This is a genomic window from Bacteroides sp. MSK.20.12 (assembly GCF_019052435.1).
Lineage (GTDB): Bacteria > Bacteroidota > Bacteroidia > Bacteroidales > Bacteroidaceae > Bacteroides > Bacteroides xylanisolvens.
Window position 1 is genome coordinate 76,875 of the sequence record NZ_JAHQVH010000022.1, and the last position, 16,480, is coordinate 93,354.

Consider the following 16,480-nt stretch of genomic DNA (forward strand, 5'->3'; position numbering starts at 1 on the left):
TACTGTGTCGATTACTTCAAAACCTCTATCGCACGTTTCATGCGAGCTATCGTCTCCTCTTTGCCCAATACCCAGGAAATATCGAACATGTGCGGGCCTTTTCCTTCACCCACTAATGTCAGACGGAAAGCATTCATGATATTACCAGTATGATAACCTTTCTCCGCAATCCAGTCCATAACGACTTTTTCCTGTCCTTCAATACTAAAGTCTTCAATGCCGGCAATCACTTCTGCCAATTCGGTCATACATTTTGCAGAATCTTCTTTCCAACGTTTCTTCACCGTCTTTTCATCATATTCGGTAGGAGCAACGAAGAAGAAGCTACATACGTCCCACAGTTCTTTAATGAAACTTACCCGATCTTTCATCATGCCAACCACAGTCACCACCTTTTCGAAAGGAGCTTCTACACCATGTTCTTTCAGGAAAGGCAAGAACAGTTCTGCAATTTCTTCGTTAGGTTTCTGCTGTATATATTGATGGTTGAACCATATTCCTTTTTTATAGTCGAACTTGGCACCCGACTTGCTGCAACGGTGAAGATCAAACAATTTAATCAATTCGTCCATTGACATCACTTCCTGGTCATTGCCCGGATTCCATCCCAACAAAGCCAAGAAATTAATCACTGCTTCCGGCAAATAACCCGATTCACGATAACCTGAAGAGATTTCTCCCGATTTCGGATCGTGCCATTCCAACGGGAATACAGGGAATCCGAGACGGTCACCGTCACGTTTACTTAATTTTCCATTGCCTTCCGGTTTCAGCAATAAAGGCAGGTGGGCAAATTCCGGCATTGTATCTTCCCAGCCGAAAGCACGGTACAACAACACATGCAAAGGAGCGGAAGGCAGCCATTCTTCACCACGAATCACGTGGGAAACTCCCATCAAATGGTCGTCCACGATATTTGCCAGATGGTAAGTCGGCAGTTCATCAGCCGATTTATAAAGCACTTTATCATCCAGAATGGATGAGTTGATAATAACTTCACCACGAATCAGGTCATTCACATGTACGTCTTCATTCGGTTCGATTTTGAAACGAACGACGTATTGTTTGCCTTCAGCAATCAGTGCATCCACTTCTTCCTTCGGCATGGTTAATGAGTTGCGCATCATTCCGCGAGTAGATGCGTCATATTGGAAGTTAGCAATTTCAGCACGCTTAGCGTCCAGTTCCTCCGGAGTATCAAAAGCGATGTATGCTTTTCCATTTTCCAGCAAAACCTGCACATATTTCTTGTAGATTTCGCGGCGCTCCGACTGGCGGTACGGACCACATTCACCACCGAAGCTCACTCCTTCATCAAAGTGGATACCCAACCACTTAAAAGATTCGAGTATATACTCTTCCGCTCCCGGAACGAACCGGTTAGAATCAGTATCTTCAATACGAAATATCAAGTCTCCGCCGTGTTGACGCGCAAATAGATAATTATACAAAGCTGTACGCACACCACCGATGTGCAGTGCTCCCGTAGGACTTGGAGCAAAACGAACTCTTACTTTTCTTTCTGCCATAATTTGGGTTAGTATAGGTAAATCGTGGCAAAATTAAACCTTTTTTTCCACACTATTGTTTTTTTTTGTACTTTTCGCAAAAATTTCAGTGGATATGGAACATTTGAAGAAGAAAAAAAGTTTTTCATGGAGAGATTTACTATATAAATCACTGCTATTTGTGAGCACTGTGACGTTGATTGTCTATTTCCTGCCACGTGACGGAAAATTCAATTACCAGTTTGACATCAATAAGCCCTGGAAATATGGGCAGCTGATCGCTACTTTCGACTTTCCTATTTATAAAGAGGATGCGGTAGTAAAAAGAGAGCAAGACAGTCTGATGGCTTTCTTCCAGCCTTATTACCAATTGGATAAAGACATCGAAAAAAATGCAATCGCCAAGCTGAAAGAGAATTATCACACCAATCTGAAAGGAATTCTTCCTTCCATCGATTATTTGCGGTATATCGAGCGTACCTTAAAAGAAATCTATCAGGCAGGCATCGTATCGACAGAGAATATACAGCAGCTTCAAAAGGACAGCACTTCATCCGTCATGGTGATTGACGATAAACTTGCCAACCCGCAGGCTACCGAAAACATTTACACGGTAAAGAAAGCGTATGAACACCTGCTGACAGCAGACTCGACCCATTTCAACCGAGAAGTATTAAGGCAATGCGCGCTGAACGAATACATTACTCCCAACCTCACTTTTGACGAGGAGCGCACCCAGGCCGCCAAAGAGGAGATATTAAATAATTATTCCTGGGCAAACGGGCTGGTAGTCAGCGGGCAGAAGATTATCGACCGTGGAGAGATCGTTAGTCCGCATACCTATAATATCCTCGAATCATTGCGCAAAGAATCCATCAAACGCAACGAGTCTATGGGACAAAACCGTTTGATTCTCGGTGGTCAGGTTCTGTTTGTGGGTATGCTGATGCTTTGTTTCATGCTCTATCTCGATTTATTCCGGAAAGACTATTATCAACGGAAAGGCAGTCTGTCGTTACTATTCACCCTGATTGTGTTCTACAGTGTCATAACGGCTTTCATGGTGACACATAATATATTTAATGTGTACATCATCCCATACGCGATGCTGCCGATTATCATCCGTGTTTTTCTTGATTCGAGAACCGCTTTTCTGACGCATGTCATCACTATATTGATATGCTCCATCTCCTTGCGCTTCCCTCATGAGTTTATTCTGACGCAGTTGGCAGCGGGATTAGTGGCGATATTCAGCCTAAGGGAACTATCGCAGAGATCCCAGCTTTTCCGAACGGCCTTATTAGTGATACTGACTTATGCAGCCATTTATTTTGCTTTCGAACTGATGACGGAGAATGGTCTTTCCACCGACTTCTCGAAGTTGAACATACGCATGTACACTTACTTCATCATTAACGGAATCCTGCTATTATTCACTTATCCTTTATTATTCTTATTGGAAAAGACTTTCGGATTTACTTCCAATGTTACTTTGGTGGAACTTTCGAATATCAATAACGATCTTTTGCGGCAGATGTCTGAAACGGTTCCCGGAACCTTCCAACATTCCATGCAGGTGGCTAATCTGGCAGCAGAAGCCGCTATCCGCATTGGAGCAAAAAGCCAGTTAGTACGTACGGGGGCTTTGTATCACGATATCGGGAAGATGGAAAATCCGGCTTTCTTTACGGAGAATCAGTCGGGAGGAGTTAATCCGCATAAGAATTTGAATTACGAACAAAGTGCACAGGTCGTTATCAGTCATGTGACGGATGGATTGAAGCTGGCGGATAAACACAATCTGCCTAAAGCAGTCAAAGATTTTATCAGCACTCATCACGGACGGGGAAAAACAAAATATTTCTATATTTCCTGGAAGAACGAGCATCCGGACGAAGAGCCGAATGAAGAATTGTTCACTTATCCCGGACCGAATCCGTTTACCAAAGAGCAGGCTATCCTGATGATGGCGGATGCTGTGGAAGCTGCCTCACGCAGTCTTCCGGAATATACGGAAGAAACAATCAGCAACCTGGTCGACAAAATTATCGACTCACAGGTTACTGAAGGTTACTTTAAGGAATGTCCTATCACTTTCAAGGATATAGCAACTGTGAAAGCTGTATTCAAGGAAAAACTAAAGATTGCTTATCATACCCGGATCAGCTATCCGGAGTTAAAGAAGTAAGCAGGCCAGCGCAAGCGTCTTCCAACACATCGAGTACATATTCAAATCCTTCGGCCCCTCCATAATAGGGGTCGGGGACATGATCTGCAGGAATACGGGTGCAGTACTCCGTCATGCGATGAATCTTCTTCCATTCTTCGGGAGAAGGTGCTTTGTCTTTCAGATCATCTATATTCCGGTCGTCCATACCGATTATCAAATCAAAATGATAGAAATCTTCTATACGGACGGGGCGCGAACGATGCACCAATTGATAACCGCGACGAGCTGCATGAGCACGCATCCGGCTGTCCGGCAGTTCGCCCTGATGATAAGACAAGATTCCGGCGGAATCTATCACAAATTCTTTTTCCAGTCCCGCTTCTTTTATCAAATGAAGCATCACGCCTTCAGCCGTAGAGCTACGGCAGATATTTCCAAGGCAGACAAACAATATCTTTTTCATAATTTCAGTTTTAACAGATTCAAGAATAAGTCAAATGATAATTTTGCGGAGTGCCCTGAAAGAGCTTAATTATATAGCGTAGGGCAACGCCCTACGTAAAAACGACAATCTGAATTTGCGCCCTGAAAGGGCATAATTGTATACAGTTCCGCCCTTTCAGGGCTTGTGGCTGGTGTGTTTTTTTTCGTAGGGCGTTGCCCCACGCTATATAATTAAGCCCTTTCAGGGCACCCCAATAAATATATAATTGTAAGGCTTTCAGCCTAACTGCAAAATTCCCATTTAACCGATAAATTCTCATTTACCGGCGTAGCGCCGGAGCAAGGTTTCCATTCGGTATTCCCTGAAAGAGATACAGTTCCACCCTTTAGGGTATGTCTAAAACGATAACATGCCGAATGGAAACCTTGTTGGGGCGCTACGCCCCTAAATTCCCATTTAACGAACAATCATTTACAATGAGTTCAGTATTTGATTTGCCCGGTTCACGGTTACTGCTGCCGGGGTTTCCGGCATACTACCCAAGTTGAACGGAGCAAGCATTTTCTCTATTTTCTTTAATCCGGCTTTATTTCCCTTTTTCTCAAATTCCTGACGGAGGATATTTATCTTCTCGTGCGCCTGAATTCCTTCAATCAAGCGTTCGAAACGGATACAGCTACGCGCTCCCGGATATACAAGATACGTATCTCCACCTGCCCAACTGCGGAAACGGGAATCGAGCAGCGGTTCCAATGGCCAGCTGTTGTATGCCCAACGCAAATAACCGTCCAGGTGTTTCTTAGAAGAATAATAACTTATCCAGACAGCTTCTGCAGGATCGGAGAAAGTAAATGTATTGGGATGGGCTTCCGTACAGCAGGTGTAATAGTTGGTACGTTTGTTCTCTGCCGCACGGCGGAGACGTACTTCTTCGGGGAAGTTCTGTCCGATTACGATACAGTAATCATATAGATCGGGCTCAATCTCCGCATGGTAATTTCCTGCCAACGAAACTTTAAAATCCGGATCTGCTTTACGAATCACCTTCAAGGTCTTCTGCATCACTTCCATCGGACGTTCATCCATTGCAATAGCGCAGATATCGAACCATCCTTTTTCTTTCAGGTGCTTGGAGAAAGACGAAAGCATTGCTACCCACATTTCTTCGTAAGCCTCCTCGCCCGGTGCTGTTTTCACAAATTTCAGCGAGTTGGTTGCCTGGTCGTAATACTGGAATGACAACTCCCAGGGAACCATTGAATAACAGTTGATCTGTTTGTCAATGCCCACACTCATCATAAATTCTACCCAACGGTCGAAAATGGTATAGTCAAAAGACCATGTGCCGTCCGCCCGTTTCATCCAAGTAACCATTGTATCAAAATAATCTTCCGTCTGACCGTTCCAGGGTTTGTGCATCAAAGTAGCCGTGATAATCTTTTGTCCGGCGTCTGCCAGCATTTTCATCAAAGGACGCATCGCGTCTAAATGCTCCTGACTCCATAGAGGAACCTGATAGTAACGTGCCACTGCATAAGGACTTTGCCACAAATCCAAGTGGTAAGCCCACTCCGAAGGCGCCGGAAGTTCGCGGGAAGAAACCGTAATTTCCAGATTCAGGCGTTGCAACAGACGAGGGCCGTCGTTGATTAGCAACTCCCCTTTATACGTTCCGGGAACAGCCGATTGAGGAATCCAACATTGCACCCAGACAGGTTGAACTGTGCGGGCAGGCAAAGCCATTGCTTTCAGACTGGTATCAATAGGGTCGGCCACCAATAATGAATCATAATCCACCGCTTTCCGATGTCCGCAGGCACCTCTGCCGTCTTTGTTCAATTCGTCCGTCATCACATAACGAACAAAACCGCCGGTGAATGCATCTTGGGGAAGAATGTTTCCTTTCTTGTCTTTGAAATCACCAAAGCTGAAATTCAGGTCTTTCAGTTCTACACCTGTCCATACAACCGCTTGCGCGTTCACACGTTCACCACGCCAGCCTTTCAAAGCAACCGTTTGCTGGTTCTTCAACCGGGGAAGCCCGTGTTTTGCGTACCGGACGTCTGTTGTACCCCAAGACACTTGTGTTGTTGTCACTGCCGCCCATTCTTTATCAGACGGCGCAGCAGGGTCGGGCAATTCCTGATAGGTCAGTAAAGGGAACTTCGGTTGTCCTGTCGGAACACCACATTGAGTGACTCCTTGCTGGGCAAAAACTGCGCCTACGCTAAAGAGACAAGTCAGGGAAAAAATAGTAAGTCGTTTCATGGTTAGTTAATTAAATGATTAAAGGTTTTTATTAGGGGGAAAAATATTCAATCACATGGGGTCTACATCATAGTAGACAATCAAAGATTTATAGCGTTCATCTTCCAACATCTCCCGTTGGATGCGCAACAGCAACTCCCGGGCACGTCCCATCGGAGCGTTCTGCTCAATCTTTACAACAATCTTTTTAATAAACAACGTTTGGATACGGGCAACAGGAGGTTTATCCGGACCCAATACCCGATTGCCAAATACCGCCCGCAGCTTATCCGCCATCACTACCGCCATCTGATCCAGCAATGCTTCATTATGATTTTTCAGATAAACATATACCAACCGGTAATAAGGAGGATAATGGAACATCTGCCGTTCCGCCAACTGCCCGCCTACCATGTCTTCATAATCATTGGCAATGACCTGATGAATGATAGGATGCTCGATGCTCTTGGTTTGCAGCACCACCCTACCCCGCTTGTTCTTACGTCCGGCACGTCCTGCTACCTGCGCCATCAACTGGAAAGCCCGTTCATAGGAACGGAAATCCGGATAATTCAGCATCGTATCGGCATTCAGTATACCTACAATACTGACATGATCGAAATCCAATCCTTTTGAAACCATTTGCGTACCAATCAATATATCCGTCTTTCCCTGTTCGAAATCCGCAATAATCTTTTCATAAGCAGAGCGGGTACGTGTGGTATCCAAGTCCATTCGTGCCACTGCCGCTTCGGGAAAAAGGATTTTAATGTCATCTTCAATCTTTTCCGTACCAAAGCCACGGTTCACCAGTTCCGTACCTTCGCAGGCAGGACAGGATTTCGGCAGTTGGTAGGTATAACCGCAATAATGACAGGTTAGCTGATTGATCCCTTTATGATAGGTAAGGCTTACATCGCAATTCTTACACTTGGGCACCCAACCGCAGATACGACACTCCACCATCGGAGCAAACCCGCGACGGTTCTGAAAGAGAATCACTTGCTCTTCCTGTTCCAAAGCCTCTTTCATGTATTGTATCAAGAGCGGTGAGAATTGTCCCACCATCCTCTTTTTGCGATGCAATTCCTTTATATCCACCGGAATAATCTCCGGCAATTGAATTTCTTTATATCGTTCTTTCAGTTGTACAAAACCATATTTCCCCTCCCCTGCATTCTGCCACGACTCGATGGAAGGAGTAGCTGTTCCCAACAGGGTTTTAGCTCCGTACATGGCAGCCAGCACAATCGCTGCGCTACGGGCATGATAGCGGGGAGCAGGATCTTGTTGCTTATACGTATTTTCGTGCTCTTCGTCCACAATCACCAGTCCCAGATTCCGGAAAGGAAGAAACACGGAAGAGCGAACACCCAGGATAATATCGTACCCGTTCTCTCCCAGTTGTTTCCGCCATATTTCAACCCGTTCGGCATCGGGGAATTTAGAATGGTAGATCCCCAGGCGAGCACCGAAAACCCGTTGCAGACGCTCTGTAATTTGAGTAGTCAAGGCAATCTCCGGCAACAAATATAAGACTTGCTTTCCCTGACGAATCGTTTCTTCGATCAGATGGATATACACTTCCGTCTTCCCACTGGACGTTACTCCATGAAGCAGACACACGTTTTTCTCCTGGAAAGACTGAACGATTTCATCATGTGCCCGTTGCTGAAACTCGTTCAAAGCGTTCAGCTCGACTACCTCTTTCTCCTGTTTATTCAACCGTCCGATTTCGTGATAGTAGATTTCGAAAATCTTCTTATCCACCAGCCCGTTCAGTACCGAAGGAGCCACATTAGCCCGTTGCAACAATTCTTTCTTGGAGACTTCTTTCGGAGTTCCGGTTCCTAAAATACCTGAATACTCTACATACTTCATGAGCAACGCCAGTTGCTTCGGAGCACGAGACAGAATATCAAACAGAATATGGAGTTGCTTTTCATCTGCCGTACCCGCAAGCCGCACCCGTGCCTCTGTCTTAGGCTTATAAGTGCGTTTCAATTCTTCCTTTACAAAAATGGCTTCTTTATCGAGCAGGGACTTGATGGCAGTAAGAATATTTTTTATGCCGCTGTCTTTCTCCAGTTTAGTGACGGACTGCTGCGCATCTACGGCAAGTAAATCCAAAATGCGTTGTTCCCGTTCCGGCAACGGAGCATCCGCCTCAAAATCGGGATTATATTCAACAATCGTTTCACTCTCCAGCTTCAGACCGGAAGGAAGTGCCGCTTTATACACATCTCCCTGTGTACAGAGATAGTAATCGGCTATCCATTCCCAAAATTTGAACTGAACGGGTAGTAAAATGGGAGAAGCATCCAGCAATGCAGATATATCTTTCACTTCGTACTCCGTTGGAGCACAATAATGAACGTTAAGGACGATAGCCGTATAAAACTTCTTTCGCCCGAAAGGAACTACCACACGGCAGCCTATCTTCACATCTTCCGCACATTCGTCCGGCAAAGAGTAAGTGAAACTCTTCGGAAGCGGAAGCGGTAATATGACATCTACATATTTTTTCATTGCAGGTACAAAAATACAATAAAAAAATGGGGAATGAAAAAGAAGGAAGAGAGAACACTCAAAAGAAAAACGCTTCTTAAGGCAGGATTGGGCAGAAACAGTTTCGAGACTGCAACAGGGCAGCCCCCGAACAAAAAAAGAGTTCCCGTTCACCGGAAACTCTTTTTTATATACGATGTAAAATGACAGACTATTTAAAAAATATAGGCAACAGATACCTGCCAAGTCTTAGTCTTATAAGAAGCGTCTGTTCCTTCAATATCCGCAGTGTCGCCCAATGGGATATTGTAATTAGCACCTACCTGCAGATGGTTCAGCAACTTCAAACCGGCACCCACATTAATACCTACTTGCGCTTTCTTCTTATCAATTCCCGACTTCTTTTCAAAATCGAAATAAAAATCAGGACCTGCAGCAAGATAAATACCGGCCATACTTCCCAAACCGATTGTATATTTCAGGTTTACAGGAATATCAATACCGTTTTGCTTGATAGTCAAATCCTCGTTTCCTTCAGAAACCTTTATACCTCTTTGAGCAAAAAGCAAGGCAGCATCTACTCCCAACCCTACGATTGGAATATTAAACTCGGCCATCGGACCAATAAAGAAACCGGTAAAATTATCCTTCTTAAAGTTATCGCCTACATTAGAGAAACTCGCCTTCGACAAGTTCAAACCTCCTTTTACACCAAAGTGTATTTGCGCCTGGGCAGGCATCGCCATACCGATACATACGGCAATCATTAAAGCACCAAAAATCTTTTTCATAAATTTACGTGTTTATAATTCGGGACAAAGATATATAATTAGAATAAATAAACACAATTTATCTGTTTTTTGTTCGCTCAAAGTCGCTGTTGTTCACTTAATCCGACGCCCGTACCTTTATATTTGCTCTTTTGAAGATTGAACTTACAATAGAGCATCAGTTTCATCTAACACTCACAGACTAATAAGAAGTTCTTATTAGTTCAATTTTCATCCTATTTATCATCTATAAATATTGGAAAAATGATAGTTAATCAAATTTACTTCCTAATTATCATACATAACCTTTTCAGCCAACACGTACGGCAAGTGGTCTGCTCCAATGCAAGTTCTTTTTCTAAATGCCGCATCCGGTCACATTGCTTCAACCATTTGCTCTGCAGTGCATCATACAAAAATTTAGCTCCTTTATACATGGTGATTTCCTTATCTTGTTTGCCTAAAAGTGATGCGTATATTGAACAGACTTGAGATTTATCCATGCAATATCGTTCCAACTTTTCGATATACATCAATGTAATCCCCTTTTTATTTCGGTTGATAAAATCCTGAATACTTTCATCGTCGATGATGTCGATGTCAGCTCTTTGGTAGTCCACGGTGATTTCTCTTATCTCTATCAAGACCCAAATATATTCTGTCTCGAATCCGTACTTTGCAGCCGCTTCTTCTATACTAATCCATTGTGCCATAGCGTTTGTTCTTTTATGTGTGATACAATAAGGGATGAATAATGTTTTATTCATGTATATTAGCACAACGAGCATCCACTCTTTTTGCAGTCCGCCGGATGGAGATTGGCTAGGTTAAATTGTGGGGTAATTGATAACCGGCCGAATACAAGAAAGACGCAGATGCTGCTGTACCATTATCCACTTTCAAGGCTAGCTAAACCGACCAGAGAACAATGATAACAGCAGACACCCACGTCAATCGTTTATATATAACACATCTTTTACGAATATGTTGATATACATCCGTTCACGTGGAGTATCTACCGTATCATCTCCCTCTGTTTGAATTAGCTATTTCTGAAAGTGAGAGATAATACGCTTTTACTCCATATAGGAAATAAAAACCGCTTCCTGCCTGTTTCATCACGCTGATGGGCTGAAAGCGTATGACAAAGATATATGTTTTTTTTGAAAGGTAGCAGAAATATGGAAATAAATATAGGAAGTTCTGTATTAAAATGAATTTGATAAAATATAATCCTGTTTCTTATTTCTGATTACTGAAATCCGTCACCAATAAAAATAAATAAGCAATTTTATCTCTCATACTCTCATCAATCGTTTGAAAAGCCTTTATTCATCGGAGTTACAGGTATGAGAGTAAGTATGACAGTAAGATGAGAGTAACTTTTACTCTCACCATGCCTCGCACCAAGACAGAACCATTATCTTCTGACATACAGTACATTATCTACTATTACCAAAAGTATTAACAGCTATAGCATCAAGTATTAACTCCCTAAAAATCATATATTAATAGTTCGAAAATCAGGTATTAATGCATGGGAAACAGTATAATAACACCTATATTAGTAGTGACAATAAAAGCATTATAGATAAACTTATAACCAAGCTACCATCATCTTTCTACCATTTAAGCAGTGAATGTTCGTTAAAACACGAATATAGGATTTGCTTTTTATAGCATTGTTCGTATATTTGCGAACATTAAATAAAAGAGAAACTAATGTATGGAACAGCAGGAACAGATTGCTCGTTTTGCTAAAGCGTTGGGGCATCCCACCAGAATAGCAATACTTAATTTTCTTGCAAGGCAAGAAAGCTGTTATTTTGGGGACATCCACGATGAGTTGCCAATCGCTAAAGCAACCGTTTCCCAGCATCTAAAAGAATTAAAAGACGCTGGACTGATACAGGGTGAAATAGAAACGCCCAAAGTGAAATATTGCATAAACCGTGAAAACTGGGAAATAGCCAGACAGTTGTTCGCCCAATTCTTTTGCGATTGCGCTTCTAAAAAAGGTGCTTGCTGTGAATAGCAGCCCCTTTTTTAGACTTATTGTTCGTTGTTTTGCGAATTACGTTTAATATATAAAATAGAAAATATGGAAATTAAAGTTTTGGGTACAGGCTGCGCAAATTGTAAAGCTCTGTACGTAACAGTAGAACAGGCTGTAAGAGATCTAAATTTAGATGCTACGTTAGTTAAAGAGGAAGATATTTTAAAGATTATGGAGTATAATATCCTTAGTTTGCCGGCATTAGTGATTGACGAAAAGATCGTTTCCGCCGGAAGAAAATTATCCTTAGCCGAAGTAAAAGAACTATTGAAACAATAACTTAGAAACACTGTACCTATGAAACATTTATTTTTGATTGCTATCAGCTTACTCCTGCTTTCTTGTAGCGGGAAGCCAAAAACAGAAAATAAACAAGAGGTTTCCGCACAAGGAGATCGTGTAGAAGTAATCTACTTTCATGGAAAACAACGGTGTGTTACCTGCCGTGCGATTGAGCAACTGACGAATGAAGTGTTGGAAGCCACTTTCAGAAATCAAATCGATAAAGGGGCAGTTGTGTATAAGGTTATAGATATTTCAGATCCGCAAAATGAAGCGATTACGGATAAATATGAGGTGACATGGTCGTCTTTGTATATAAACGGCTGGAAGGGAGGAAAAGAAACTGTTAATAACATGACTGAATTTTCTTTTGCCAACGCAAAGGGGTCACCGGACATATTCAAAGAAGGTATAAAGAACAAAATAAATGAACTGCTAAAATAACTATTATATGGATTTTCTTCAAAATCTTCTGGATAATAGTAATATCCCGGTAATAACCGCTTTCCTGCTCGGTTTGCTTACAGCCATAAGTCCTTGCCCTTTAGCTACCAATATAACTGCGATAGGCTTTATCAGTAAGGATATAGGCAACCGGAACAAGATTTTTTTAGGAGGATTGCTTTATACCTTGGGGCGTGTTGTGGCTTATACGGTTTTAGGGATCATCCTGATTTCTATATTGAAAGAGGGATCAAGCATGTTTTCCTTGCAAAAAGGTATAAGTAAATATGGTGAGATACTAATCGCTCCGGTCTTGATATTTGTAGGGGTATTCATGCTTTTCGGAGATCGTTTGAATTTACCTAAGTTCGGATTTTCGGGAACAGGAAAGGCGGAAAAACTGAAAGGCAATTTAGGCAGCCTTTTGCTTGGAGTGCTTTTCGCTCTGGCATTTTGCCCTACCAGCGGACTGTTTTACTTCGGGATGCTTATACCGATGTCGGCAGCAGAACCGGGAGGCTACCTTTTGCCTATTGTCTATGCGGTAGCCACCGGCCTGCCCGTTATTCTGGTAGCTTGGATTTTGGCGTATAGCGTTGCCGGGATAGGCAAATTCTACAACCGCATACAGGTATTTCAGAAATGGTTTAACAGAGTGGTCGCTGTTTTGTTTATCGCAGTCGGCATTTATTACGCATATATCAATTACTTATAAATTAAATAAAAACAGAATATGAAAAGAATCGAGATTTTTGATCCGGCAATGTGTTGTCCTACCGGATTGTGTGGCCCGAATATCAATCCTGACCTTATGAGGATTGCAGCCGTACTGGAAACCCTCAAAAGACAGGGGATCGTTGTCGAGCGTCATAATTTACGGGACGAGCCGCAGCTTTATGTCAGCAATAAAACGGTTAATGATTATTTGATGAAAGAGGGTGCGGAAGGCTTGCCAATCACCATAGTAGAGGGGGAAATCGTGGTAACAAAAGGTTATCCGACCAATAAGCAGTTGAGCGAGTGGACAGGCATTCAGTTAGACATTATTCCAATTATCAACCAATGAGATTATGAAGAATTTCAATTTATCAGACATACAGTTAACAAAGTATTTGTTTTTTACAGGTAAAGGCGGTGTAGGAAAAACTTCTATCGCTTGCGCTACGGCCGTAGGTCTTGCGGATCTTGGCAAAAAGATATTATTGATAAGTACAGATCCAGCCTCTAATTTGCAAGATGTGTTTGGGCAGGAACTGAACGGGCATGGTACGAATATCTCCGAAGTGCCCGGCCTGACGGTCGTAAATCTTGATCCGGAAAAAGCAGCCGCAGAATACCGGGAAAGCGTAATCTCCCCTTATCGTGGGAAATTGCCGGAAAGTGTGATCCGGAATATGGAAGAACAACTGTCCGGATCTTGCACGGTAGAGATTGCAGCGTTCAATGAGTTTTCGGATTTTATCACCGATAAAACCAAAGAAAAAGAATACGATTATATCATTTTTGATACAGCGCCAACGGGACACACCCTAAGAATGTTACAATTACCATCCGCTTGGAGTACGTTTATCAGTGAAAGTACGCATGGCGCATCCTGCTTAGGCCAGCTGTCGGGACTGGAAGAAAAAAAAGGCATTTATAAACAGGCTGTAAATACCTTGTCCGATGAAAAAGCAACCAGCCTGATACTAGTTGCCCGCCCGGATCTTGCTCCATTAAAGGAGGCTGCACGCTCTTCTCACGAGTTGAATTTGCTTGGCATAAAAAACCAGGTACTTGTCATAAACGGAGTGTTACAACAAGCCGATGATAACGACAAAGTTTCCAAGTTATTAAGCGAAAAACAAACTTCGGCTTTACAGAACATTCCGGAGGAGTTGAAAGATTATCCGGCATATAGCGTTCCGTTACGTTCCTACAATTTATCAACTATAGAAAATATCCGGAAAATGTTATCGAGCGATAACCTTATTCCGGGAGGTGATTACAAGCCTTTGCAGGGTGAAAAGAATCTGGATGATTTGGTAAATGACCTTTTTTCTTCCGGCAAACGGGTTATTTTTACAATGGGAAAAGGGGGCGTAGGAAAAACGACTGTTGCAACCAATATCGCCCTAAAGCTAAAAGAACTTGGCGCAAAAGTGCATTTGACAACAACAGACCCGGCCAATCACTTGAATTATGAACTTGTAATAAAAGCAGGAATCGATGTTAGTAAAATTGACGAAGCGGAGGTTCTGGAGGCTTATAAAAACGAGGTAAGGGCAAAAGCCAGGGAAAACCAAATGACGGCCGAAGATATGGAATATATTGAGGAAGATCTGCGTTCCCCTTGCACACAGGAAATAGCTGTATTCAAGGCATTTGCCGATATAGTGGAAAAGGCTGATACGGAAATTGTAGTAATAGACACAGCACCAACCGGACATACTTTGTTATTGTTGGATGCAACGCAAAGTTATCACAAGGAGGTAGAACGGACGCAGGGAGAAATCAAGGGAGCAGTGGCAAACCTGTTGCCACGTTTGCGCAATCCCAAAGAAACGGAGGTTGTTATCGTAACACTTCCGGAAACAACTCCTGTTTTTGAGGCGGAACGTTTATTACAAGATTTACAACGGGCAGGCATCAAGAACAAATGGTGGGTGATAAACTCCTGTTTATCTCTGGTTGATACCCAAAACCCATTTTTAAAGGCCAAAGCACAAAGTGAGTTGCCATGGATCGACAGAGTAAAGAAATTATCAGACAGTAATACCGCGTTAATCGCATGGAGAGCAAAATAAAAAGAGAGTGATTATGAAACAACTTGCTTTTTTAGACCGTTATTTGACGGTATGGATTTTCTTAGCAATGTTTATCGGTGTAGGATTGGGTTACCTATATCCCGGCATCGTAGACTTTTGGAGTCATTTTGAAGTCGGAACGACGAATATACCCTTGGCAATAGGGCTTATCCTGATGATGTATCCACCTTTGACAAAGGTGAAATATGAAGAATTAGGCAACGTATTCAAAGATAAGAAAATCCTGACTGTATCACTTCTGTTGAATTGGTTGGTAGGGCCGATACTGATGTTCGTTCTCTCAATCATCTTCCTGCATAATTACCCCGAATATATGTACGGATTGATTATGATAGGTCTTGCACGATGTATCGCCATGGTACTGGTTTGGAGCGAACTCGCAGGAGGAAGCAACGAATATACGGCCGGACTGGTCGCTTTTAACAGCATCTTTCAGGTCCTTTTCTTTTCTGTATATGCTTATTTCTTCTTATCTGTGTTCCCTGAATGGGTGGGAATGGAAACAACCGACGCCGTTCAACAAATCACGATGTCCGAGATTGCGAAAAGTGTAGGCATTTATTTAGGAATACCGTTTGTTCTTGGATTTCTGACACGTTTAGTCTTGGTTAAGAATAAAGGCATGGATTGGTATTACCAGAAATTTATCCCTAAAATCAGCCCGGTTACATTGTTGGCCTTGCTGTTTACAATCGTGATAATGTTCTCTTACAAGGGAGAATATATCATAAAATTGCCGTATGATGTGATGATAATAGCAGTACCGTTGGTGTTGTACTTTGGAATCATGTTTTTTGTTTCCTTTTTTATTACCCGAAAAATGGGAACGGATTACCCAAAAGCCGCATCCGTATCATTTACGGCTACCGGAAATAATTTTGAATTGGCTATTGCTGTGGCTATTGCCGTTTTCGGTATCAGTTCGGGAGAGGCTTTCGCCGCGGTAATCGGGCCACTGGTAGAAGTACCCGTATTGATACTATTAGTAAGATATGCGTTAAAGATGCGCCGCAAATTTAAAGCAAAGAACTAGAAACTACAGTTCCGAGGCGGGAAACTACAGTTTCCAAGGCAAGAAACGCCAGTTCCCAAGGCGGGAAACGACAGTATCTAAGGCAGGAAACGAGAGTACCTAAGGCAGGAAACTGAAGTTTCCATATAGAGTTATTATAACTCTCCCGTAAGGATTGTACTGTACTGGATTTAGTTGACAACTTCGTTTGTTATACCTAAGTTAGTTAAC

General features: G+C 42.6%; 15 protein-coding genes. 9 read left to right on the forward strand and 6 right to left on the reverse strand.

Annotated elements, in window-relative coordinates:
* Positions 1-11: 11 nt before the first annotated feature.
* Positions 12-1,529: a glutamate--tRNA ligase gene (gltX, locus tag KTR06_RS13240; protein ID WP_120069640.1), complete on the reverse strand. Its 1,518-nt coding sequence runs from the start codon at positions 1,527-1,529 to the stop codon at positions 12-14.
* Positions 1,530-1,623: 94 nt separating this feature from the next.
* Here gltX and KTR06_RS13245 point away from each other — a divergent pair, with 94 nt between their 5' ends.
* A complete protein-coding gene (locus tag KTR06_RS13245) occupies positions 1,624-3,696 on the forward strand; it encodes an HD family phosphohydrolase (RefSeq protein WP_055236010.1) in 2,073 nt (690 codons plus the stop codon).
* Here KTR06_RS13245 and KTR06_RS13250 read toward each other — a convergent pair.
* The 3 genes from KTR06_RS13250 to priA form a co-directional block, all read right to left on the reverse strand.
* A complete protein-coding gene (locus KTR06_RS13250) occupies positions 3,671-4,141 on the reverse strand; it encodes a low molecular weight protein-tyrosine-phosphatase (RefSeq protein ID WP_004313447.1) in 471 nt (156 codons plus the stop codon). The two genes, KTR06_RS13245 and KTR06_RS13250, sit on opposite strands and share 26 nt — an antisense overlap.
* Before the next feature lie 453 nt (positions 4,142-4,594).
* A complete protein-coding gene (locus KTR06_RS13255; RefSeq protein ID WP_217290410.1) occupies positions 4,595-6,391 on the reverse strand; it encodes a DUF4091 domain-containing protein in 1,797 nt (598 codons plus the stop codon).
* Positions 6,392-6,442: 51 nt separating this feature from the next.
* A complete protein-coding gene (gene priA, locus KTR06_RS13260) occupies positions 6,443-8,899 on the reverse strand; it encodes a primosomal protein N' (RefSeq protein WP_217290411.1) in 2,457 nt (818 codons plus the stop codon).
* 33 nt (positions 8,900-8,932) lie between these two features.
* Between priA and KTR06_RS13265 the strand changes: the two genes are divergently transcribed.
* Positions 8,933-9,085 carry a hypothetical protein gene (locus KTR06_RS13265; protein ID WP_153882643.1) on the forward strand — a complete coding sequence of 51 codons (153 nt, stop codon included), beginning with the start codon at positions 8,933-8,935 and terminating at the stop codon, positions 9,083-9,085.
* Positions 9,086-9,093: 8 nt separating this feature from the next.
* On the opposite strand, the gene KTR06_RS13270 is transcribed toward KTR06_RS13265, so the two are convergent.
* Complete coding sequence (locus KTR06_RS13270) at positions 9,094-9,669, reverse strand: porin family protein (RefSeq protein ID WP_004313444.1); 576 nt, start codon at positions 9,667-9,669, stop codon at positions 9,094-9,096.
* Between the two features lie 260 nt (positions 9,670-9,929).
* On the reverse strand, positions 9,930-10,361 hold the full coding sequence (locus KTR06_RS13275; RefSeq protein WP_117683472.1) for a hypothetical protein: 432 nt from the start codon (positions 10,359-10,361) through the stop codon (positions 9,930-9,932).
* A gap of 1,013 nt (positions 10,362-11,374) precedes the next feature.
* On the opposite strand from KTR06_RS13275, the gene KTR06_RS13280 reads away from it, so the two are divergent.
* The 7 genes from KTR06_RS13280 to arsB all read left to right on the forward strand — a co-directional run bounded on the left by KTR06_RS13280 (position 11,375) and on the right by arsB (position 16,270).
* The gene (locus KTR06_RS13280) at positions 11,375-11,683 is read left to right on the forward strand and encodes a helix-turn-helix transcriptional regulator (RefSeq protein WP_008023058.1); all 309 of its coding nucleotides are present in this window, start codon (positions 11,375-11,377) and stop codon (positions 11,681-11,683) included.
* A gap of 66 nt (positions 11,684-11,749) precedes the next feature.
* The gene (locus tag KTR06_RS13285) at positions 11,750-11,983 is read left to right on the forward strand and encodes a thioredoxin family protein (RefSeq protein ID WP_008023059.1); all 234 of its coding nucleotides are present in this window, start codon (positions 11,750-11,752) and stop codon (positions 11,981-11,983) included.
* An 18-nt stretch (positions 11,984-12,001) separates the two neighbouring features.
* A complete protein-coding gene (locus KTR06_RS13290) occupies positions 12,002-12,430 on the forward strand; it encodes a nitrophenyl compound nitroreductase subunit ArsF family protein (protein WP_217290412.1) in 429 nt (142 codons plus the stop codon).
* Between the two features lie 7 nt (positions 12,431-12,437).
* Positions 12,438-13,145 (forward strand): aromatic aminobenezylarsenical efflux permease ArsG family transporter, encoded by a 708-nt coding sequence (locus tag KTR06_RS13295; protein ID WP_008023061.1) that lies wholly within the window; start codon positions 12,438-12,440, stop codon positions 13,143-13,145.
* 18 nt (positions 13,146-13,163) lie between these two features.
* Complete coding sequence (arsD, locus tag KTR06_RS13300) at positions 13,164-13,496, forward strand: arsenite efflux transporter metallochaperone ArsD (protein WP_008023063.1); 333 nt, start codon at positions 13,164-13,166, stop codon at positions 13,494-13,496.
* A gap of 4 nt (positions 13,497-13,500) precedes the next feature.
* Complete coding sequence (gene arsA, locus KTR06_RS13305; protein ID WP_128859372.1) at positions 13,501-15,216, forward strand: arsenical pump-driving ATPase; 1,716 nt, start codon at positions 13,501-13,503, stop codon at positions 15,214-15,216.
* A 13-nt stretch (positions 15,217-15,229) separates the two neighbouring features.
* The gene (gene arsB / locus KTR06_RS13310) at positions 15,230-16,270 is read left to right on the forward strand and encodes an ACR3 family arsenite efflux transporter (RefSeq protein WP_217290413.1); all 1,041 of its coding nucleotides are present in this window, start codon (positions 15,230-15,232) and stop codon (positions 16,268-16,270) included.
* Positions 16,271-16,480 lie beyond the last annotated feature (210 nt).